The organism is Nocardioides flavescens, from assembly GCF_009823805.1.
GTDB classification, from domain to species: domain Bacteria; phylum Actinomycetota; class Actinomycetes; order Propionibacteriales; family Nocardioidaceae; genus Nocardioides; species Nocardioides flavescens.
Genome location: NZ_WUEK01000001.1, coordinates 269393 through 288380, shown reverse-complemented (window position 1 = coordinate 288380; position 18988 = coordinate 269393). Strand labels below are relative to the sequence as shown.

At 73.6% G+C, this 18988-nt stretch carries 19 protein-coding genes; 8 read left to right on the top strand and 11 right to left on the bottom strand.

Annotation, left to right across the window (positions count from 1 at the left end; all coding sequences use genetic code 11):
• The first annotated feature begins 5 nt into the window (after nucleotides 1-5).
• From proB to GRQ65_RS01325, 7 genes are all read left to right on the top strand, one after another.
• Nucleotides 6-1130: a glutamate 5-kinase gene (gene proB, locus GRQ65_RS01355; protein WP_160874381.1), complete on the top strand. Its 1125-nt coding sequence runs from the start codon at nucleotides 6-8 to the stop codon at nucleotides 1128-1130.
• The gene (locus GRQ65_RS23670) at nucleotides 1127-2146 is read left to right on the top strand and encodes an endonuclease/exonuclease/phosphatase family protein (RefSeq protein ID WP_160874379.1); all 1020 of its coding nucleotides are present in this window, start codon (nucleotides 1127-1129) and stop codon (nucleotides 2144-2146) included. Before proB ends, GRQ65_RS23670 begins: the two co-directional genes overlap by 4 nt.
• Before the next feature lie 42 nt (nucleotides 2147-2188).
• Nucleotides 2189-2653: an SRPBCC family protein gene (locus GRQ65_RS01345; RefSeq protein WP_160874377.1), complete on the top strand. Its 465-nt coding sequence runs from the start codon at nucleotides 2189-2191 to the stop codon at nucleotides 2651-2653.
• Nucleotides 2654-2729: 76 nt separating this feature from the next.
• Complete coding sequence (locus GRQ65_RS01340; protein ID WP_160874375.1) at nucleotides 2730-3935, top strand: cysteine desulfurase family protein; 1206 nt, start codon at nucleotides 2730-2732, stop codon at nucleotides 3933-3935.
• Entirely contained in the window at nucleotides 3932-5023 is a 1092-nt protein-coding gene (mnmA, locus tag GRQ65_RS01335; protein WP_337191414.1) for a tRNA 2-thiouridine(34) synthase MnmA, read from the top strand. The genes GRQ65_RS01340 and mnmA overlap by 4 nt, the downstream gene beginning before the upstream one ends.
• On the top strand, nucleotides 5020-6024 hold the full coding sequence (locus GRQ65_RS01330) for a uroporphyrinogen decarboxylase/cobalamine-independent methonine synthase family protein (RefSeq protein ID WP_160874373.1): 1005 nt from the start codon (nucleotides 5020-5022) through the stop codon (nucleotides 6022-6024). The genes mnmA and GRQ65_RS01330 overlap by 4 nt, the downstream gene beginning before the upstream one ends.
• A gap of 35 nt (nucleotides 6025-6059) precedes the next feature.
• A complete protein-coding gene (locus GRQ65_RS01325) occupies nucleotides 6060-6596 on the top strand; it encodes a type 1 glutamine amidotransferase domain-containing protein (protein WP_160874371.1) in 537 nt (178 codons plus the stop codon).
• A 189-nt stretch (nucleotides 6597-6785) separates the two neighbouring features.
• On the opposite strand, the gene GRQ65_RS01320 is transcribed toward GRQ65_RS01325, so the two are convergent.
• From GRQ65_RS01320 to GRQ65_RS01290, 7 genes are all read right to left on the bottom strand, one after another.
• On the bottom strand, nucleotides 6786-8384 hold the full coding sequence (locus GRQ65_RS01320) for an MFS transporter (RefSeq protein WP_160874369.1): 1599 nt from the start codon (nucleotides 8382-8384) through the stop codon (nucleotides 6786-6788).
• Between the two features lie 43 nt (nucleotides 8385-8427).
• A complete protein-coding gene (locus GRQ65_RS01315; protein ID WP_160874367.1) occupies nucleotides 8428-9036 on the bottom strand; it encodes a TetR/AcrR family transcriptional regulator in 609 nt (202 codons plus the stop codon).
• Between the two features lie 274 nt (nucleotides 9037-9310).
• The gene (locus GRQ65_RS01310; RefSeq protein WP_160874365.1) at nucleotides 9311-9919 is read right to left on the bottom strand and encodes an alpha/beta fold hydrolase; all 609 of its coding nucleotides are present in this window, start codon (nucleotides 9917-9919) and stop codon (nucleotides 9311-9313) included.
• Nucleotides 9920-9938: 19 nt separating this feature from the next.
• Nucleotides 9939-12065: an NAD-dependent DNA ligase LigA gene (gene ligA, locus GRQ65_RS01305; RefSeq protein ID WP_439331838.1), complete on the bottom strand. Its 2127-nt coding sequence runs from the start codon at nucleotides 12063-12065 to the stop codon at nucleotides 9939-9941.
• A gap of 27 nt (nucleotides 12066-12092) precedes the next feature.
• Nucleotides 12093-13343, bottom strand: coding sequence for a DUF6596 domain-containing protein (locus GRQ65_RS01300; RefSeq protein WP_160874361.1), 1251 nt, complete (start codon nucleotides 13341-13343; stop codon nucleotides 12093-12095).
• The gene (locus GRQ65_RS01295) at nucleotides 13340-13705 is read right to left on the bottom strand and encodes a YciI family protein (RefSeq protein WP_160874359.1); all 366 of its coding nucleotides are present in this window, start codon (nucleotides 13703-13705) and stop codon (nucleotides 13340-13342) included. The genes GRQ65_RS01300 and GRQ65_RS01295 overlap by 4 nt, the downstream gene beginning before the upstream one ends.
• A gap of 94 nt (nucleotides 13706-13799) precedes the next feature.
• Nucleotides 13800-14351: a DinB family protein gene (locus tag GRQ65_RS01290; RefSeq protein WP_160874357.1), complete on the bottom strand. Its 552-nt coding sequence runs from the start codon at nucleotides 14349-14351 to the stop codon at nucleotides 13800-13802.
• Between the two features lie 114 nt (nucleotides 14352-14465).
• On the opposite strand from GRQ65_RS01290, the gene GRQ65_RS01285 reads away from it, so the two are divergent.
• Nucleotides 14466-14744: an HU family DNA-binding protein gene (locus tag GRQ65_RS01285; RefSeq protein WP_160874355.1), complete on the top strand. Its 279-nt coding sequence runs from the start codon at nucleotides 14466-14468 to the stop codon at nucleotides 14742-14744.
• A gap of 92 nt (nucleotides 14745-14836) precedes the next feature.
• Here the strand turns inward: GRQ65_RS01285 and GRQ65_RS01280 are convergent, their stop codons facing one another.
• The 4 genes from GRQ65_RS01280 to GRQ65_RS01265 all read right to left on the bottom strand — a co-directional run bounded on the left by GRQ65_RS01280 (nucleotide 14837) and on the right by GRQ65_RS01265 (nucleotide 18818).
• On the bottom strand, nucleotides 14837-16324 hold the full coding sequence (locus tag GRQ65_RS01280) for a PepSY-associated TM helix domain-containing protein (protein ID WP_160874353.1): 1488 nt from the start codon (nucleotides 16322-16324) through the stop codon (nucleotides 14837-14839).
• Between the two features lie 83 nt (nucleotides 16325-16407).
• The gene (locus GRQ65_RS01275; protein ID WP_160874351.1) at nucleotides 16408-17172 is read right to left on the bottom strand and encodes a hypothetical protein; all 765 of its coding nucleotides are present in this window, start codon (nucleotides 17170-17172) and stop codon (nucleotides 16408-16410) included.
• 24 nt (nucleotides 17173-17196) lie between these two features.
• Nucleotides 17197-18288 carry a WD40 repeat domain-containing protein gene (locus GRQ65_RS01270; RefSeq protein WP_160874349.1) on the bottom strand — a complete coding sequence of 364 codons (1092 nt, stop codon included), beginning with the start codon at nucleotides 18286-18288 and terminating at the stop codon, nucleotides 17197-17199.
• Nucleotides 18285-18818 (bottom strand): SigE family RNA polymerase sigma factor, encoded by a 534-nt coding sequence (locus GRQ65_RS01265; RefSeq protein WP_160874347.1) that lies wholly within the window; start codon nucleotides 18816-18818, stop codon nucleotides 18285-18287. The genes GRQ65_RS01270 and GRQ65_RS01265 overlap by 4 nt, the downstream gene beginning before the upstream one ends.
• Nucleotides 18819-18988: the final 170 nt, after the last annotated feature.

Sequence of the window (18988 nt, the reverse complement as noted above, 5' to 3'; positions counted from 1 at the left end):
GGCGCATGAACGCACAGCAGTCGCGGGCTCAGGTGACCGCGGCGCGCCGCGTGGTCGTCAAGGTCGGCTCGTCCTCGCTCACCACCGCGGGCGGTGGCATCGACCCCGTCCAGGTCACCGCGCTGGTGGACGCCCTGGTCAGCGCGCGGCGCCGCGGGGTGGAGGTCGTCCTGGTCTCGTCCGGCGCCATCGCGGCGGGCCTGTCTCCGCTCGGCCTCAGCCGGCGTCCGAGCGGTCTCGCCGCCCAGCAGGCCGCCGCCTCGGTCGGCCAGGGGTTGCTGATCCACCGCTACACCTCCGAGCTCGACCGCCACGGCGTCGTCGCCGGTCAGGTGCTCCTCACGGTCGACGACGTGACGCGCCGCTCGCACTACCGCAACGCCTACCAGACCTTCGCCAAGCTGCTGGAGCTCGGCGTCCTGCCGATCGTCAACGAGAACGACACCGTCGCCACCAGTGAGATCCGCTTCGGCGACAACGACCGGCTCGCCGCGCTCGTCGCGCACCTCGTGCACGCCGACCTGCTCGTGCTGCTCTCCGACGTCGACGGGTTGTACGACGGCCCGCCGTCGACGCCCGGGGCCGCGCTGCTGCCCGAGGTGCACTCGCTCGACGACCTCGCCCACGTCAAGGTCGGCGGAGCGGGGTCGGCCGGCGTCGGCACCGGCGGCATGCAGACCAAGCTCGAGGCGGCCCGGATCGCGACCGGGGCCGGCATCCCGGTGGTCCTCACGGCCGCCGCCCGCGTCGCCGAGGCGCTCGACGGCTCCGAGGTCGGCACCCTCTTCCACGCCACCGGCCGCCGCCGCCCGACCCGGCTGCTGTGGCTCGCCCACGCCACCGAGCCGATGGGCACCCTCGTGCTCGACGCGGGCGCGGTCGCGGCCGTCACCCAGCGCCGCGCCTCGTTGCTCGCCGCCGGCGTCACCGGTGTGGAGGGTGACTTCCACGCCGGCGACCCCGTCGACATCGCGGGCGCCGACGGTGTTCCGGTCGCGCGCGGCCTGGTGAACTTCGACGCCGCCGAGCTGCCCGACCTGCTCGGTCGCAGCTCCGGTGAGCTGAAGCGCGAGCTCGGGGCGGCGTACGAGCGGGAGGTCGTGCACCGCGACGACCTCGTGCTGCTGTGACGCGCGCTGCTGCGCCGCGTGCTGCTGCGCCGCGTGCTGCTGCGACGAGCAGCCCGCTGGCCCGCACGGTCTTCTGGCTGGTCGTCGCGGGGCTCGCGCTCCCGGCACTGCTGCTGACCGGGAGCCGGATCGTCGACAGCGACAACGGCTCGATGATCCGGCTGGTGTCGTTCACGCCGCTCGGCGTCGTGCTGTGGGGGCTGCTGGTCTTCCTGCTGTCGTTCCGCGCCGCCGCGCGCACCGATCGCCGGCCGCTGCGGATCGGGGCCGTCGTGGTGGCCGGGGGAGCGCTGTTCCTGCACCTGCTGTGGGTCGGTCCCCAGTTCGCGGGCGCCAACCCGCCGCCCGCGCCGGGCGCCGAGCCGATCACGGTCATGAACTCCAACCTCTTCGAGGGCCACGCCGACGCCGCCCAGGTCGCCGAGACGGTGCGCCGCGAGGGCGTCGACGTGCTGGTGCTCGAGGAGATCACCCCCGACTTCCTCGCCGACCTCGACGCAGCGGGCATCGCCGACGTCCTGCCGAACCGCGCGGGCGGCACCGACCGGTTCGTCGCCGGCACCATGGTCCTCTCGGACCTGCCGCTGGGCGAGCCGGTGCTGCTCGACACCGAGTTCCAGTCCTACCGGATGAGCGTCGGCGACCTCACGCTGCTCGCGGTGCACCCCACCGCCCCGGTCCTGCCCGACGCCTGGCGCGCCGACCACGCCGTGATCCGCGAGGACGCCGACCGGTCCCACGCCGACCTGATCGTGGGCGACATGAACGCCACCCCCGACCACGACGTGATGCGCCGCCTCGACGGCCTCGGGTTCCGCGACGCCGGCGAGCTGGCCAACGAGGGCCAGCAGCCCACCTGGCCCGCCAACCACCTCGGCGTCGCGCCGTTCCTGCCGCCGGTCATCCGCATCGACCACGTCCTCGTCGCCGACACCCTCGCCTCCCTCGGCACCCGCACCGTCGAGATCGAGGGCACCGACCACCTCGCGCTCATCGCCGAGGTCGCGCCGCGCTGAGGCCCCCGTGTGCGGCGTACGCCGGTCGGGCACCACTGAGGCATGAGCGACGACACCTCCATCACCGTCAGCCGCACCATCGACGCCTCGACCCAGGACGTCTTCGACGTCCTCACCCGCCCCGACCGCCACGTCGAGCTCGACGGCTCCGGGTTCGTGCAGGGCGACGAGAAGTCCGACCGGATCACCGCCACCGGGCAGACCTTCACCATGAACATGAGCGGCCCGCACATGGGCGGCGACTACCAGACCGACAACCACGTCACGGGCTTCGACCCCAATCACCTCGTCGCGTGGCAGACCGCGCCCGCCGGCCAGGAGCCCCCCGGCTGGGAGTGGGTGTGGCGGCTGCAGGCCGAGGGCTCCGACGCCACCGAGGTCACGCTGACCTACGACTGGTCGAAGGTGACCGACCCCGAGGTGCTGAAGCAGGTGAGCTTCCCGCTGGTCGAGCGCGCGCAGCTCGAGGACAGCCTCGACAAGCTGGCCGCCGCCGTCTCGAGCTGACCCGGGCCCGTCCCGGCCTGTCCACCGCGCGGGTGCCCCGGAGCCTCCGGGCACCCGCGCGTAGGCTTGGCAGGTCATGCGCGACCCAGGCCCGAGCGATACCGTCGTCTACCTCGACCACGCCGCGACCACCCCGATGGTCCCCGCGGCGGTCGAGATGATGACGCGGCACCTGCTCGACGTCGGCAACCCCAGCTCGATCCACGCCAGCGGCCGTCGGGCGCGCCGCATCGTGGAGGAGTCGCGCGAGACCATCGCCCAGGCGCTGGGGTGCCGCCCCGGTGAGGTGGTCTTCACCTCCGGGGGCACCGAGGCCGACAACCTCGCCGTCAAGGGCATCCACTGGTCGCGGCAGAGCGCCGACGCGCGCCGGCGCCGCATCCTCACCACCGCGATCGAGCACCACGCCGTCCTCGACCCCCTGATGTGGCTGGCCGAGGTGGGCAGCGCCGAGGTCGAGCTGCTGCCCGTCGACGGCGAGGGGCGACTCGACCTCGACGCGCTCCGCGCCTCGGTCGAGCGCGACCCGGCCTCGGTCTCGATGGTCTCGGTGATGTGGGCCAACAACGAGGTCGGCACCGTCCAGCCCGTGGAGGAGGTCGTCGCGATCGCGGCACCCCACGGCATCCCGGTCCACACCGACGCCATCCAGGCCATCGGCACCCTGCCCGTCGACTTCGCCGCCAGCGGCACCGACGCGCTCAGCCTCACCGCGCACAAGCTCGGCGGTCCCTACGGCGTCGGCGCGCTCGTCGTACGCCGCGAGGTCGACGTCGTCGCGCTGGTGCACGGCGGCGGTCAGGAGCGCGACATCCGCAGCGGCACGATCGACACCCCCGCCATCGCCGGGTTCGCGACCGCCGTCGAGCTGGCCGTCAAGGAGCAGGCCGAGCGGGCCGCGCACGTCGGGGCGCTCCGCGACGACCTGGTCCGCCGCGTGCTGGCCGTCGTGCCCGACGCCCACCTGCACGGCGCCGCGCTCGACCCGCTCGGAGTGCACCGGCTGCCGGGCAACGCCCACCTCGGCTTCCCGGGCTGCGAGGGCGACTCGCTCCTGATGCTCCTCGACGCGCGCGGCATCGAGTGCTCCACCGGCTCGGCCTGCTCCGCCGGGGTGCCGCAGCCCTCCCACGTCCTCCTCGCGATGGGCTGCACCGAGGAGGCCGCACGCCACTCGCTGCGGTTCTCGCTCGGTCACACCACCACCGCGGCCGACGTCGACGCGCTCGTCGAGGCGGTCGTGCCGTGCGTCGAGCGGGCCCGGGCGGCGAAGCGGTCGTGAAGGTCCTCGCGGCCATGTCGGGCGGCGTGGACTCCGCCGTCGCGGCGGCCCGCGCCGCCGAGGCCGGCCACGACGTCACCGGCATCCACCTCGCGCTGTCGCGCAACCCGGCGTCCTACCGCTCCGGTGCGCGCGGGTGCTGCACCATCGAGGACGCCAACGACGCCCGCCGCGCCGCCGACGTCATCGGCATCCCGTTCTACGTCTGGGACCTCAGCGACCGCTTCCACGCCGACGTCGTCGAGGACTTCATGGACGAGTACGCCGCCGGCCGCACCCCGAACCCGTGCCTGCGGTGCAACGAGAAGATCAAGTTCGCCGCCGTGCTCGACCGGGCGCTCGGTCTCGGGTTCGACGCCGTCGCGACCGGCCACTACGCCCAGCTGCGCGAGGGGCCCGACGGGGTCGTCGAGATGCACCGGGCGGTCGACGACGGCAAGGACCAGAGCTACGTGCTCGGGGTGCTCGACCAGGCGCAGCTGCGCCACTCGCTCTTCCCGCTCGGCGGCTCGACCAAGGCCGACGTGCGCGCCGAGGCCGCCGAGCGCGGGCTCCGGGTGGCGGACAAGCCGGACAGCCACGACATCTGCTTCGTCGCCGACGGGGACAACGCCGGCTGGCTGCGCGAGAAGATGGGCGACCGTGCCCCCAACCGGGCCGGCCCGATCCTCGACGAGGACGGCACCGAGGTCGGCCGCCACGAGGGCACCTTCGCCTTCACGATCGGTCAGCGCCGCGGTCTGCGGCTCGGGCGCCCGGCGCCGGACGGCAAGCCGCGGTTCGTGCTCGACATCGAGCCGGTCGCCGGCACCGTCACGGTGGGCCCGCGCGAACGGCTGGCCGTGCACGGGCTGCGCGGCGAGCGGCCGCGGTGGTGCGGCACCCCGCCCTCGCGTCTCCACGGCACCGTGCAGCTGCGCGCCCACGGCGCCGAGCACCCCGCAGTCGTCACGGTCGCGGGCGACCAGGTCGACGTCGAGCTCCTCGAGCCGGCGTACGGCGTCGCGCCCGGTCAGGCCGCGGTCGTCTACGACGGCACGCGGGTCGTCGGCTCGGCCACCATCACCTCCACGCGGCGCGACCCGTGACCACGGCGACCGGCGTCGGCTCGCACCCCGGTGCGGAGCAGCGCGACCTCGACGAGGCCCTGCGGGTCGTGATCGGCGAGGTCCCCGACCTCGTCTACCTCCCCGAGGTGCCCGGTCGCGGCGCGGTGGCGTCGATGACCGGCCGGGCCCTGGCCGTGGTCGACGGGCTCGACGCCGACCTGCAGCCGGCCGGCTGGCGGCTCACCGGCACGTCCGGGACCGCCGGGGTCGACCACCGGCGGGCCCGGAGCCTGCTGGCGCAGGACCTCGACACGCTGGAGGAGCAGACCCAGGGTCTGGAGGGTGCGCTCAAGGTGCAGGTCGCGGGTCCGTGGACCCTCGCGGCCACCGTCGAGCGCCCGCGCGGCGACAAGGTGCTGGCCGACCACGGCGCCCGCCGCGACCTGGCCCAGGCGCTAGCGGAGGGCGTCGCCGGCCACGTCGCCGACGTGCGCCGCCGGGTCCCGGGGGCCTCCCGGCTGGTGGTGCAGGTCGACGAGCCCGCCCTCGCCTCGGTCCTCGCCGGGACCGTGCCGACGGCGTCCGGCTACGACCGCCACCGCACGGTCGAGCCGCCCGAGGCCAGCCAGGCGCTCACCTGGGTGCTGGAGGCCGTCGTCGCGGCCGGGGCCGAGCCCTGGGTGCACAGCTGCGCGCCCGGCACCCCGCTCGACCTGCTCCGCGGGGCGGGTGCGCGCGGGCTCGCCGTCGACCACGCCCAGCTGACCGCTCGCGACCACGACGAGCTGGCCACCGCACTGGAGGCGGGGGAGAGCGTCGTGCTCGGCGTGCTGCCCGGCACCGACCCGGCCGCCGTGCCGGACGACTCCCAGGTGGCCGAGGGTGTGCTGCGCTGGCTCGACATGCTCGGGCTCGACCCGGCCGAGGTCGGCGACCAGCTGGTGCTCAGCCCCGCCTGCGGTCTCGCGGGGGCGTCGCCGGCCTGGGCCCAGCGAGCCCTGACGCTGTTGCGCACCGCGGCCACTCACCTGACGGGGTGAAGGTCGCTCTCGGGCCCACCGGTTACCGAGTCGGCATGGCAGATCTCTCCGGCAAGCACATCGCGATCATCGTCACCGACCACTTCGAGGAGGCCGAGCTCGTCAAGCCGCGCGACGAGCTGCGCGCGGCCGGCGCCGAGGTGAAGGTCTACTCCCTCGGCACCGACCCGATCCAGGCCGTCGAGGGCGACAAGGAGCCGACGCAGAAGGTCGAGGTCGACGGGACCTTCGACGACCTCGACGTCGACTCCATCGACGCCCTCGTCGTACCCGGCGGCACCGTCAACGCCGACCAGATCCGCGTCGAGGAGAAGGCGCAGTCGATCGTCAAGGCCGTCACCGAGGCGGGCAAGCCCCTGGCCGCCATCTGCCACGCGCCGTGGCTGCTGATCTCGGCCGGCCTGGTCGACGGCAAGCGCCTCACGAGCTACGCCTCGCTCTCGGTCGACCTGAAGAACGCCGGCGCCGACTGGGTCGATGAGGAGGTCGTCGTCGACGGCAACCTCATCACCAGCCGCGACCCCGACGACCTCCCGGCGTTCATCTCGGCGATCCAGGACGCCCTGGTCTGACTTCTGCTCGTGCGTGTGGCGCCGGTGGCGCTGCGGGAGCGGTGCCCTGGCAACCTCTCGCGGCCGACGAAGGGTTGCTACGGCACCGCCCCCCTCGCGCCGACCGACTGAGGTGCTGACCTCGCGCACGACGTACGACGGCCCCCGACCTGTGCAGGTCGGGGGCCGTCGTGCGTGCGGGAGGAGGCGTCAGCCGACGTGGACCCCGCCCTCGGGGCCGTCGGTGGCGAGCTCCTCGTGCTTGACGTTGAGGAACGCCCAGATCGCCGCCGAACCGAGCGCGATGAGGACCGCGCCGACCAGGAAGGCCGCGGTCGCGCCCTCGGTGAAGGAGCCGAGGAAGGCCAGGCCGCTCGCGGCGTCGGCCGGCAGGCCCTGACCGGTCAGCTGGCTGACCAGGCCGTCCTTGGTGTCGGACGCCGCGCTCAGCGAGACCGTGCTGAGGATGGCGAGGCCCAGGGCGCCGCCGACCTGCTGCATGGTGTTGAGCACGCCGGAGCCGATGCCGGAGTCCTGCGCGGGCAGGTGGTGCACCGCGGTGAGGGTCAGCGGCACGAAGGTCAGGCCCATGCCGACCGACATCAGCATGATGAACGGGAAGATCGAGGCCCAGTAGTTGACGTCGGCGCCGAGGTGGCCGCCGTTCGCCAGGGCCGCGACGTCGGCGACGCCGTTCGGGACCGAGAGGCGGGAGAAGCCGACCAGGGCCGCGGCCGCCATCAGGGTGCCGATGCCGGCGATGAAGCGCGGGTCGATCCGGCTCACCAGGTTGGACGAGAGCCCCGCACCGATCACGATGCCCACCGAGAACGGCAGGAACGCGAACCCGGTGTGCAGCGGGCTGTAGCCCACGACCAGCTGGATGAACAGGCTGAGGAAGTAGAACATCGCAAACATTGCCGCAGGCACCAGCATCATCACCACGAAGCTCGTGGCGCGGGTGCGGTTGGCGAAGACCCGGACCGGCAGGAGCGGGTGCGCGACGCGGGACTCGATGACCGCGAAGACGACCAGGAGCGCGACGCCGGCGACGAGCGAGGCGATGGTCCAGGTGTCACCCCAGCCGTGGGCCTCCTCGCCGGCGCGGCTGAAGCCGTAGACCAGGCCGAGCAGGCCGAGAGTGCCGGTGATGGCGCCGGGGACGTCGAGCCACCCCGAGTGCGACTCCGACTCCTTGAGGAAGCGGGGAGCCAGGGCGGCCGCGACGAGGCCGATCGGGGCGTTGATGAAGAAGGTCCAGCGCCAGCCCTCGGCGCCGAGGATCGGGTCGAGGCCGGTCAGCCAGCCGCCGAGGATGAGGCCGACGGCCGCACCGGCCCCCGACATGGCGGCGTACACGGCGAACGCGCGGTTGCGGGCCGGGCCGGCCGGGAACGTCGTGGTGATGAGCGCCAGGGCGGCAGGGGAGGCGAGCGCGGCGCCGAGACCCTGGAGACCGCGCGAGCCGAGGAGCATGGCCTCGTTCTGGGCGAAGCCACCGACGAGGGAGGCGATGGCGAACGTCGCGAGGCCGATCATGAAGATCCGGCGACGGCCGTAGAGGTCGCCGAGTCGGCCACCGAGCAGCAGCAGACCACCGAAGGCGAGGGCGTAGCCGGTGACGATCCAGGTGAGGTTGGCGTCGTTGATGTTCAGGTCCTGACCGATGAACGGCAGGGCGATGTTGGCGATGGAGGCGTCGAGCACCACCATCAGCTGGGCGACCGAGATGAGCACGAGCGCCCAGCCGAGGTTCTTGCCCCCGGTTGTGCTGGGCTCGGCCTCGGAGGCCGCACGGGTGTCAGTCATGGCGTTCCTTCTGTGGTGCGTTCTGTGGTGCGGAGTGGGTCCGTCAGTCGGCCGCGTGGGCGGCCGGCAGGATGATCTGGTCGATGACGCGGACGACGATGTCGCGCGTGGGGGGCTGGCCCATCAGGAAGAAGCGGTGCATCACCACGGCGGCCAGGGCCGGGGCGAGCAGCTCGATGTCGACGCCCTGGCCGATCTCGCCGCGGGTCCTCGCCCGCTCGAAGAGCGCTGTCGTCGCTGCGACCTTGGGGGCGAGGATCTCGCTCCGGAAGGCCGCGGCGAACTCCGGGTCGATCGCGATCGCGGTCATGATCGCGGCGAAGGCGTCGACCTCGGGCTTGTCGGTGAGCCCCCCGGCGGCGCAGAACGTCGCGATCAGGTCGCCGCGCAGGGTGCCGGTGTCGACGGGGGCCTCGAAGGTGTCCGGGTGTGCGTGGCCCTGCTCGAGGGCGTCGATCACCAGGCGGGCCTTCGAGCTCCACCGGCGGTAGAGCGTGGCCTTCGACGCCTTCGCCGCCTGGGCGACGGCGTCCATCGTGAGCCGGTCGTAGCCGACGTCGGCGAGCACGCGCAGCGCGGCGGAGAGGATCTCGACCTCGCGGTCGCCCTCCACGCGCGGCCGACTGACGGCGGCGGTCTCGGCGGGGGTCATGGGGTGCGCTGCTCCTCTGGTCGCTCCGCGTCAGGTGCGGAGTGACGGTCGTCACGGATGGAACGAAACCGTTCCGTTTCATCGCGAACAGCGTCGCACGGTGGTTGATTCCGAGCAACCGGATTGACCGGCACTGGTCTGGACCAGTGCGGTTCGAGGGTGCGGAATCCCAGCATCTGCTGGGATCGCCAACGTTCTGGGGTGTTGCAACACCCCAGAACGTCAGGGATCCCAGCAGTTGCTGGGGTTCTCGGGACAGATGTGACAGGCGGGGTCAGGGGAGGAGAGCGAGGACCTGCTGGGTGGCGAAGGCGTTCCAGGCCCGGCGGCGGCTGAGGAGGTAGTGGCCCGCCCAGCCCATCGACCGCACGGAGGCGTCGCCTCCGGCGGCGACCACGCGGGCGGCGAAGGCCCGGCTCGCGGCGTACGACGTGATCCGGTCGCGGCGCCCGTGCGCGGCCCGGAGCGGGACGCCGAGGGCGGCGTCGACGGGCTCGCCGAGCGGCCACCACGGGGCGAGGGCGACGACGCCTCGGACGGCGGGGTCGTCGGCCACGTGGACCGCGGTGCGGGCGCCCATGGAGTGGCCGAGGAGAACGACGGGCAGCTCGCCCAGCCCGGAACGCACCTCGTCCAGCGCCCACCGCGCGTCGGCGACCTTGTCGGCGCCGCCGTCCCAGCCGCGGGTGCGGTAGCGCAGGAGCCAGGTGCTCGCGCCGGCTGCGTGCAAGGCCGGCGAGACGTCGCGCTGCAGGGCGGCCATCCGCGCCCAGGAGGCGCTGCGGGCATCGACCGGGCGCCGCGACGTCTCTTTGCCGCCGTGCAGGAGCAGGACGACGGCACGCGGGTGCGCGACGTCGAGACGGGTCAGGGACGGGCTCACGCGAGTGGTTCGGAGCGGGTCACTCGTCCGGTTCGGGGGCTGGGGGCGGGCCCTCGGCGAGCAACGCCTTGAACCCGTCCTCGTCGAGGATCGGGACGCCGAGGGACTCGGCCTTGTCGGCCTTGGAGCCGGCGTTGTCGCCGACGACGACGAAGTCGGTCTTCTTCGACACCGAGCCCGCGGCCTTGCCGCCCCGGGCGAGGATCGCCTCCTTGGCCGAGTCGCGGCTGAAGTCCACCAGTGAGCCCGTCACGACGACGGTCAGCCCCTCGAGGGTGCGGGGGACGGACTCGTCCCGCTCGTCCTCCATGCTGACCCCGGCACGGGTCCAGGCGTCGACGATCTCGGCGTGCCAGGGCTCGGCGAACCACTCGATGACCGCCTCGGCGATGGTCGGGCCGACGCCCTCGGCGGCCGCGAGCTCGGTCTCGCTGGCCGCGCGGATGCGCTCCATCGAGCCGAACTCCTGGGCGAGAGCCCGGGCCGCCGTCGGACCGACATGGCGGATCGAGAGGGCGACGAGCACCCGCCAGAGCTGGACCTGCTTGGCGCGGTCGAGGTTGGCCAGCAACCGCTCGCCGTTGGCCGAGAGCTGCAGGCCCTCCTCGCCCTTCTTGGGGGCGCGGGTGAACAGCGGTGTCCGGCGCAGCTGGTCGGCGTCGAGGTCGAACACGTCGCCCTCGTTGGCGATCACGCCCGACTCGAGCAGCGCGCTCGCCGCCTCGTAGCCGAGCCCCTCGATGTCGAACGCGCTGCGCGAGCTGACGTGGAAGACCCGCTCGCGCACCTGGCCGGGGCAGTTGCGGTGGTTGGGGCAGCGCAGGTCGCGGTCGCCCTCCTTCTGCTGGTAGAGCTCGGTGCCGCAGGCCGGACACGTCGTCGGCATCTCCCACTCGGGCAGCCCCTCGGGGCGCAGGGCCAGCACCGGACCGAGGATCTCGGGGATGACGTCGCCGGCCTTGCGCAGGATCACCGTGTCGCCGGGGCGCACGTCCTTGCGCTTGACCTCGTGGGCGTTGTGCAGCGTCGCCTTCTCGACCGTGGAGCCCGCGACCCGGGTCGGCACCATCCGGCCGAACGGCGAGACGCGGCCGGTGCGCCCGACCTGGACGTCGATCGCGAGGAGCTCGGCGTTGACCTCCTCGGGCGGGTACTTGAACGCGATCGCCCAGCGCGGCGCGCGACTCGTCGAGCCCAGCCGACGCTGCAGGGCGACGTCGTCGACCTTGACCACCACGCCGTCGATCTCGTAGGGGACGATCGAGTGGCGGTGCTCGCCCGCGTGCTCGACGTAGCCCTGCACGGCCTCGAGGTCGGGCACGACGCGGACCTGGTCGGACACCGACAGCCCCCAGGTCTCCAGGGCGCGGTAGGCCTGCGACTGCGAGGACACGTCGAACCCCTCGCGTGCGCCGATGCCGTGGCACACCATGCCGAGGGCCCGGCTCGCCGTGACCCGTGGGTCCTTCTGGCGCAGCGAGCCCGCGGCGGCGTTGCGGGGGTTGGCGAAGACGGGCTTGCCGGCCTCGACCATGGAGGCGTTGAGCCGCTCGAACGCCGCGACGGGCAGGAACACCTCGCCGCGCACCTCGACCAGGCGCGGCACGGGGAACTCCTCGCTGCCGCTCAGCCGGGTGGGCACCGTGTCGATCGTCTTGACGTTGGGGGTGACGTCCTCGCCCGTGCGACCGTCACCGCGCGTCAGGGCACGCACGAGCCGCCCGTCCTCGTAGAGCAGGTTGATGGCCAGGCCGTCGACCTTGAGCTCGCACAGCAGCGCGGGGTCCTCGGCGCCGTCGCGCGCCAGCCGCGCGTGCCACGCCGCGAGCTCGTCGTAGGTGAAGGCGTTGTCGAGGCTCTCCATGCGCTGGAGGTGGTCGACCGCGGTGAACTCCGTCGAGACCGCGCCGCCCACCTTCTGCGTGGGGGAGTCGGGCGTCTGCAGCTCGGGGAACTCCGCCTCGAGCGCCTCGAGGCGCCGCAGCCGCCGGTCGAAGTCGGCGTCGTCGAGCGTCGGGTCGTCGAGGACGTAGTAGCGGTAGCGGGCGTCCTCGATCTCGTCGGCGATGCGCCGGTGCTCCTCGCGGGCCTCCGGGGTCGCCGCCGTGGGCTGCTCACTCACGCTCCTCATCATGCCGCCCAGCACCGACAGTCCCCTCGGGGGACGACCGGGTCAGCTGCCGTCGTCGAGCGGGCGGCGGCGCAGCCGGACGGTGAGCAGGCGCCGCTCGGCGTCGTTCGAGGTCAGTGACAGGGCGGTCTCGTCGGCGGAGCGGGCCTCCTCGTCGCGACCGAGGGCCCGCAGCAGCTGGGCCCGCGTCGCGTGGAAGAGGTGGTACGACGCCAGCGCGGTCGCGAGGCCGTCGAGGCGCTCCAGGGCCTCGGCGGGCGAGCCGGTGTGCGACCGGGCGATCTCCTGGTTGAGGCGGACGACGGGGGAGGGGTCGTGGGCGGCGAGGAGGTCGTAGAGCGCGACCACCTGCGACCAGTCGGTGTCCTCCCAGCTCGGTGCGGTGGCGTGGACGGCCGCGATCGCCGCCCGCAGCTGGTAGCGCCCGGGCGCGCGGAGCCGGGCGGCCCGCTCGAGCAGCGCGTCCGCGCTCGCGATCGCCTCGTGGTCCCACCGGGAGCGGTCCTGGTGGGCGAGCAGGACCAGGTCGCCGTGGGCGTCGAAGCGCGCGGCCGCGCGGGCGTGCTGGAGCGTCAGCAGCGCGGCGAGGCCCAGGGCCTCCGCCGAGGTCGGCTGCGCCGCGGCGACGGCGGAGGCCAGCCACACCGCGTCGGCCGCCAGGTCACGGTCGTGGCCGGTGCCGGTGGTCGAGACGAACCCCTCGCTGAAGACCGTGCAGATCACCGAGAGGACGTCGTCGAGGCGGGCGGGGAGCTCGGTGGCCGCCGGCACCGTCAGGCTGATCCCCACGGTGCTCACCTTCCGCTTGGCGCGCACGATGCGCTGCGCGAGGGTCGCCTCCGAGGTCAGGAAGGCCCGCGCGATCTGCGGGGTGGTCATCCCCACCACGGCGCGCAGGGTCAGTGCGAGCCGGGCCTCGGGGGCCAGCGCGGGGTGGCAACAGGCGAACAGCAACGCGATGCGGTCGTCGGTGCCGGTCGAGTCGGCCGTCGAGGCGACTTCGGAGGCGCCCTCGGAGGGTGCGGGCACGCGCTCCGCGAGGCGCCGCTGCCGCGCGGAGCGGCGTACGCCGTCGAGGGCGTTGCGCTGGGCGGCGACCTGCAGCCACGCCGCGGGGTTGCGTGGCGGCCCGTCGCGCCGCCACGCGGTGAGCGCCTCCACCACCGCCGACTGCACGGCCTCCTCGGCGAGGTCGAAGTCGCGGTGGCGACGGGCCAGGCGGGCGACGAGCGGGCCGGTCTCCTCGCGCAGGACCTGCGCGAGGAGACCGTCGGTGACCCGGTGGTGGCTCACTCGAACTGCGAGTAGTCCACGACCATCGGCCGGATCTCCACGGAGGTGCCGGGAAGGTCGAGCATCGGCCAGGTGCGGGCGATCGCGATGGCGGCGTCGAGGTCCGGCACGTCGAGGACCGAGAACCCGCCGATGACCTCCTTCGCCTCGTTGAACGGGCCGTCGACGACCACCGGGCCCGCGTCGGAGCGCCGGACGGTCGTGGCGGTCTCGACGCCCATCAGCTCGGCGCCGCCGTCGGCGATGGAGGCGGCGTGCTCGCCGAACCACTCGTAGATGCGGCGGTAGACCGCGCTCGCCGTCTCGGGGTCGGTCTGCGCGTCGAGATCGGGGCTGGAGGTGAACATGACGACGTACTTCACGGTTGTGGCCTCTCTGTCGTGACCCCGGGCGGGGTCGTCTGCACCACTCGTCGCCGCTCGGTCGTCGTTCTCGACAGCGACCCGCGAGATTCTGCTACTCCTCGCTCGGTGCTGTCTGCGCCAGCAGCTGCTCGCGCAGCACGTCGCCGTGGCCGGCGTGGCGGGCGAGCTCGCGCACGAGGTGCAGCAGCACCCACCGCAGGCTCAGCGGGCTGCGGCGGTTGTGCGCCACCACCGCGTCGAGGTCGTACGACGCCACGAGGGCCCGCGACTCCTCACACGCGGCGAGGTAGGCCGTGCGGACCGAGTCGATCGTGTCGGCGTCGTGGAGCGCCCAGCTCGCCTCGGCGTCCTCGGGCACCCCGACCTCGGTGCGCGAGCGGCCCTCCAGCGACACCGGGAACCACACCCGCTCGACGAACGTGCAGTGCTTGACCAGCCCCAGCAGCGTGGTGGCCGAGGGGACCAGGCGGGCCCGGACCTGCGCCTCGTCCAGCCCGTCGAGCAGGGCCAGGACCTCGGCGCGCTGGGCGTCGACGAAGGCGAGCAGCTGCACCCGGTCGTCGGCGAGGAGGGCGTCCTCGGGGTCGACCTGTGGCCGGTGGTCGGGCGGGTGATCTGGCTCGACACGGCGTGGCTGGCTCATGGTCCGCCCACCGTAGATGGTCAACTGGTGTCCTGTGCGGGCAGATGACGGCCAGAACCGCTGGTACCGTGCCCCGCGCTGAGAGTCGTTCTCGCACCATCTGGAAGGAACCCCATGAACAAGAGCCAGCTCAAGGACGCCGTCTCCCAGGCCTCGGGCCTGAGCGGAGCGGACGCCGAGCGCGCGCTGGACGCCCTGATCGAGACCATCACCAAGACCGTCGCCGCCGGCGAGAAGGTCACGATCCCCGGCTTCGGCACCTTCGAGGCCCGTGAGCGCTCCGCTCGCACCGGCCGCAACCCGCAGACCGGCGCCGAGATGCAGATCGCCGCGAGCACCGCCCCGGCGTTCAAGGCCGGCGCCGCGTTCAAGTCGGCGGTCGCCGGGTCCTGAGGCCCCGCCCCACACGCACACGCACACGGCCCCCGGTCCGCCCGTCGTCTGACGGAGCGGCCGGGGGCCGAGTGCTGTCGCGGGGCCGTTGCTCAGGCGGGCGCGGCTGGCTTCGGCTCGACCGTGTCGAACCACCGCGACAGCGCCGGGACCCGGCGCAGCACGAGCTGGTCGAGCAGCAGCACGACCACCAGCGAGATGCCGAACAGCGGCAGGAACACCCCCAGCGCGACCAGACCGACCACGAGCAGCGGCGTCGCCTTCAGCGGCAGCCGACCGCGCGGGGCGCCGAGCCGGCCCGCTCCCTTCGGCCGGCGGCGCCACCACATCAGCGGACCGCTCAGGCACATGAAGACGACGCCGATGCACATCAGAGCGGCGCCCCAGAACGACCACAGGCCGAGGCTGCGCCCCTCGTGCAGGCCGATGCCCTGCGAGACGACCTTGGCGAGCAGCGGGTAGTCGTCGAAGCCGTACGTCGACACGACCTCGCCGCCGTAGCGCCCGACGTGCACGGTGCGCTCGTCGGAGGGGGCGTCGAAGGCGTAGCCGATGACCGAGTAGACGCCGGTCTCGTCGTCGGGCGCGGGCAGTGCGACGGTCATCGGGTGGCGCAGCCCCTCGCGGTCGGCGACCGCGACCGCGGTGTCGACGTTGGCCGTGCTGATCTCGCCGTTCTCGTCGACCGTGACCGCGTCGGGATCCGACCGCGGCACCTGCGAGTGGCCCATGCCCCACGGGACGTCCTGGGAGTGCGAGTGCGGCAGCGACTCGTCGAGCGACGACGTCGGGTCGCTGATCGCCCCGGGGTCGGCGCTCCACATCGACGAGCCGCGCGCGGTGGCGAGGCTCTGGACCTGCGCGCCCCAGAAGCCGGTCCAGGGCAGCCCCGAGACCAGCAGGGTGAGCAGCCCGACGCCGACGACCGCACCGACCAGGCCGTGGCGGTAGCGCAGCCTCGCGCCCGCCCGCTCGGCCTTGCGGGCCCGGCGCCGGTTGCGCCAGCCGCGGACGAACAGGTAGTAGCCGGTCAGGGCCATCACGATCGCCCAGCAGGCGCCGAGCTCCATCACCCGGTCGCCGACGGTGCCGGCCATCAGGTCGGCGTGCAGCGCGATCGCCCGCCCCGACAGCGTCGTCTCGGGGTCGATGGAGCCGAGCACGGCGGGGGCGTACTGGTCGACGTAGACGTCGCGGGCGGCGCCGTCGGCCGTGGTGATGGAGACGACCGTGGGGCGGTCGTCGTCGCGCGGCTCGGCGAGGGAGAGGGCCATCGAGCCGGGGTAGGCCTCCTCGACCAGTGAGAGCTGCGTCGAGTAGGGCTGGGCCACCCCAGTGCCGCTGGACGGGTCGACCTTCATCAGGTCGGGGTGCATCAGCGGCTCGAGCTGGAAGCGGAACAGGTAGATGAGCCCGGTGCTCGCGAGCACGAGCAGGACGGGCACGACCAGGAAGCTGGCGAAGAAGTGCCAGCGCCACACGGCCCGGAACAGGCCGGAGGACTTCGGGCCGCCGGACCTCGTACGGCGGGTGGGCGGTGGCTGGGCAGGCTCGCGCGAGTGCGCGAGGACGTCGGTCATGGGACTCTCCTCGAGACGGGTGGGAGCGCGCAGACGCGCCCGCCGGCCTCGGTCTCGAGTCGGGCCTGGTCAGGTGCGGGGCGTCAGCGCGCGGGGACGGCGAGGAGCAGCCGGGGCGGACCGCGACGCGCGTGCGAGCGGGCGATCCAGAGCGTGCGCGGACCGGGGGAGGCCTGGGTGACGGTGCGGGTCGCCACCCGCCGGGGCACGGCGGGCGCGGCGACCGGGCGCACGAGTGCGACGAGGGCCCGGGTGGTGAGCTCGACGAGGGTCCACAGGACGCGCTCGCCGTGGGCAAGCCAGAGGCCGACGAGGGCGGCGGCGAGCAGGTGGGCGAGCATCATCGGCGCGTGCGCGTGCAGGTCGGCCACGAGGTGGCCGACCGCGTCGCGCAGCGGGTCGCCGCCGGCACCCGGCGGCACGTCGGTGACGCTGCGGTAGGCGTCCTGCAGCGAGCCGACCCGTCGGCCGTCGACCGTGGCGAGAGTGCCGAGGTCGGGCACGGTCGGCCTGGGCGCGGGTGTCGCCGCGGCACCGGCCGCGGTCACGGCGTGGTCGCCGCGGTGGCCGGCGGTCATGGTGAGGCAGAGGTGGATGAACGTCTGTCCCACCACCAGCAGGGCGACCATCGCGGGCGCCCCCACCCGGCGTACGACGACCGGCGCGGTCGTCAGCACCGTCGCGGCCAGCAGGGCGGTGACCAGCACCGGGCCGGGGAGCAGGCCGTCGGCCATCACGTGGCCCGTCACGCCGAGGAAGAACGCCATCGACCCCACCACCAGCGCGCGCGACCACAGCGCGGCGGCGCTGACGCGGGCGTCGCTGGGCGTCTCGGTGCGGGCTCCCATGGCGCCCGCATCCTCTCACGGGGATCAGGACTCGTAGGTCACTCCGCCGAGCCGTACGTCGTCGCTGCCGGCCCCGGCCGGCAGGTCGAGACGGGTCTCGACGCATTCGCCCGTCGTGGGCGAGCACGTGGTCAGCCGGTCGCCGTCGAGGGTGAACGGCTCGTCGGAGGGAGACCACCCGATCGGGCCGCGCAGGCCCACCCGCGTGATCGCCTGGGTCTCGAGATCGACGATCCGCTCGCCGACCCGGGCGTAGCGGCCGTCCGGGGACAACGAGAGCATCCCGCTGCGACCGGTGGTGCCGGCGAGCAGCTCGCCGGTGGCGACGTCGACGACGATAGGCGCCCCGTCGGCCGTGGCGATGGTGTGGCCGCCTCGGACGTCCGGGTAGACGTCGACCTCGGCCGTCTCTGTCACCTCGCCTGTTCGCCAGTCCACAGACACGGACCCTTCCGCGCTGCCGACGTAGACGGTGTCACCGTCGAGTGAGACGACGGGGGAGGTCCAGGCTCCCCACTTCGCGACCTGGGGCACCGGCACACGTGCTGCCTCGACCCCGTCGCGAACGTCGAGCACGACCACCTGGACGGTGCCCTCAGCCACGGTCGAGAAGGCCAGGTAAGGCTCCGTGGGATCGGTTGACGGGACGGCTGACTGGAGCTCGATCGGTAGTCGAGTAAGGCTCCCGGATGCTGTCAGCAACGAGAATCGCATCACGGCTGATCCATCCTGGGCTGCGTCAGTCCCGTGGCGGACGACGACGCCGGCCGACGTGTAGTAGAGCGACCGGACTGCATCCGCCCCTACGCGAGCGATGACGTCTCCGCCGTCGAGGACGACCGTCGAACCCACCGCGAGTGCCGGGCCGTTCCCCGCGAGGTCCTCGGCTCTCCCGGTGTCGTCGGGCCGTGCCGGCTCGACCTCGGAGGTGCCGCGCCAGGTCGCGCCGACGCCGATGCCGGCGACCAGGACGACGGCCGCGGTGACGGCCGCGGCGGTGCGGCGGCGGGTGCGGCGTACGGCCCGTCCCTGCGCGACGACGCGCTCGGTGGGGGCCGGCGGGACCCGCAGGTCGTCGACGGCGCGCTGCATGAGGTCGGTGAGGCGTTCGGTCACGGTCGGCTCCTCGGGAGGCCCCGGGCGGGGGCGGGCACCACGTCGTCGCCGAGGGCGACGCGCAGCCGGTCGAGGGCGTGCGAGGTCTGGCTCTTGACCGTCCCCTCGCTGATGCCCAGGGTGTCGGCGACCTCGCGCACGCTCAGGTCGTCGAAGTAGCGCAGCACCACGACCGCCCGCTGGCGGGGCGGGAGCGTGCGCAGGGCCGCGACGACCGCGGGGCGGTCGGACGGGTCGTGCCCGGTGGCGGTCTCGGGCAGCTCGTCGGTGGGCCACTCGCGCCGCCACGAGCGGCGACGGAACCAGGAGGCGGCGGTGTTGACCAGCACGGTGCGGGCGTACGCACGGGCCGCGGCCGGCTCCCGGACCCGCCGCCAGGATGCGTAGGTCTTGGCGAGCGCGTCCTGCACGAGGTCCTCGGCGAGCTGGTGGTCGCCGAGCAGCAGGTAGGCCGTGCGGTAGAGCCCCGGCCACGCCACCTCGACGAACTCGGTGAACGACGGCAACCCCGGTGTGGCGTCCTGGCCCATCGCGTCGCCTCCCCGCTCGTCCTCGGTGTCCGTCAGTCGGTCACCAGGAAGGATGCGCGCGGACGCGGATCGGTTGGTAGGGGTTGTCGGAGTCGCCAGCGCCACAGGTGTCCCACTGGGGTCACGGAACTGGTGCTTGCCGTACGAAGTTTCGTGCGGGAAGCGTGAGT

Excerpts from the sequence above, each read along its gene's own strand:
- proB (WP_160874381.1), top strand. The coding sequence starts at position 6 with ATGAACGCACAGCAGTCGCGGGCTCAGGTGACCGCGGCGCGCCGCGTG.
- GRQ65_RS01345 (WP_160874377.1), top strand. The coding sequence starts at position 2,189 with ATGAGCGACGACACCTCCATCACCGTCAGCCGCACCATCGACGCCTCG.
- GRQ65_RS01340 (WP_160874375.1), top strand. The coding sequence starts at position 2,730 with ATGCGCGACCCAGGCCCGAGCGATACCGTCGTCTACCTCGACCACGCC.
- GRQ65_RS01325 (WP_160874371.1), top strand. The coding sequence starts at position 6,060 with ATGGCAGATCTCTCCGGCAAGCACATCGCGATCATCGTCACCGACCAC.
- GRQ65_RS01320 (WP_160874369.1), bottom strand. The coding sequence starts at position 8,384 with ATGACTGACACCCGTGCGGCCTCCGAGGCCGAGCCCAGCACAACCGGG.
- GRQ65_RS01315 (WP_160874367.1), bottom strand. The coding sequence starts at position 9,036 with ATGACCCCCGCCGAGACCGCCGCCGTCAGTCGGCCGCGCGTGGAGGGC.
- GRQ65_RS01290 (WP_160874357.1), bottom strand. The coding sequence starts at position 14,351 with ATGAGCCAGCCACGCCGTGTCGAGCCAGATCACCCGCCCGACCACCGG.
- GRQ65_RS01285 (WP_160874355.1), top strand. The coding sequence starts at position 14,466 with ATGAACAAGAGCCAGCTCAAGGACGCCGTCTCCCAGGCCTCGGGCCTG.
- GRQ65_RS01280 (WP_160874353.1), bottom strand. The coding sequence starts at position 16,324 with ATGACCGACGTCCTCGCGCACTCGCGCGAGCCTGCCCAGCCACCGCCC.
- GRQ65_RS01275 (WP_160874351.1), bottom strand. The coding sequence starts at position 17,172 with ATGGGAGCCCGCACCGAGACGCCCAGCGACGCCCGCGTCAGCGCCGCC.
- GRQ65_RS01265 (WP_160874347.1), bottom strand. The coding sequence starts at position 18,818 with ATGGGCCAGGACGCCACACCGGGGTTGCCGTCGTTCACCGAGTTCGTC.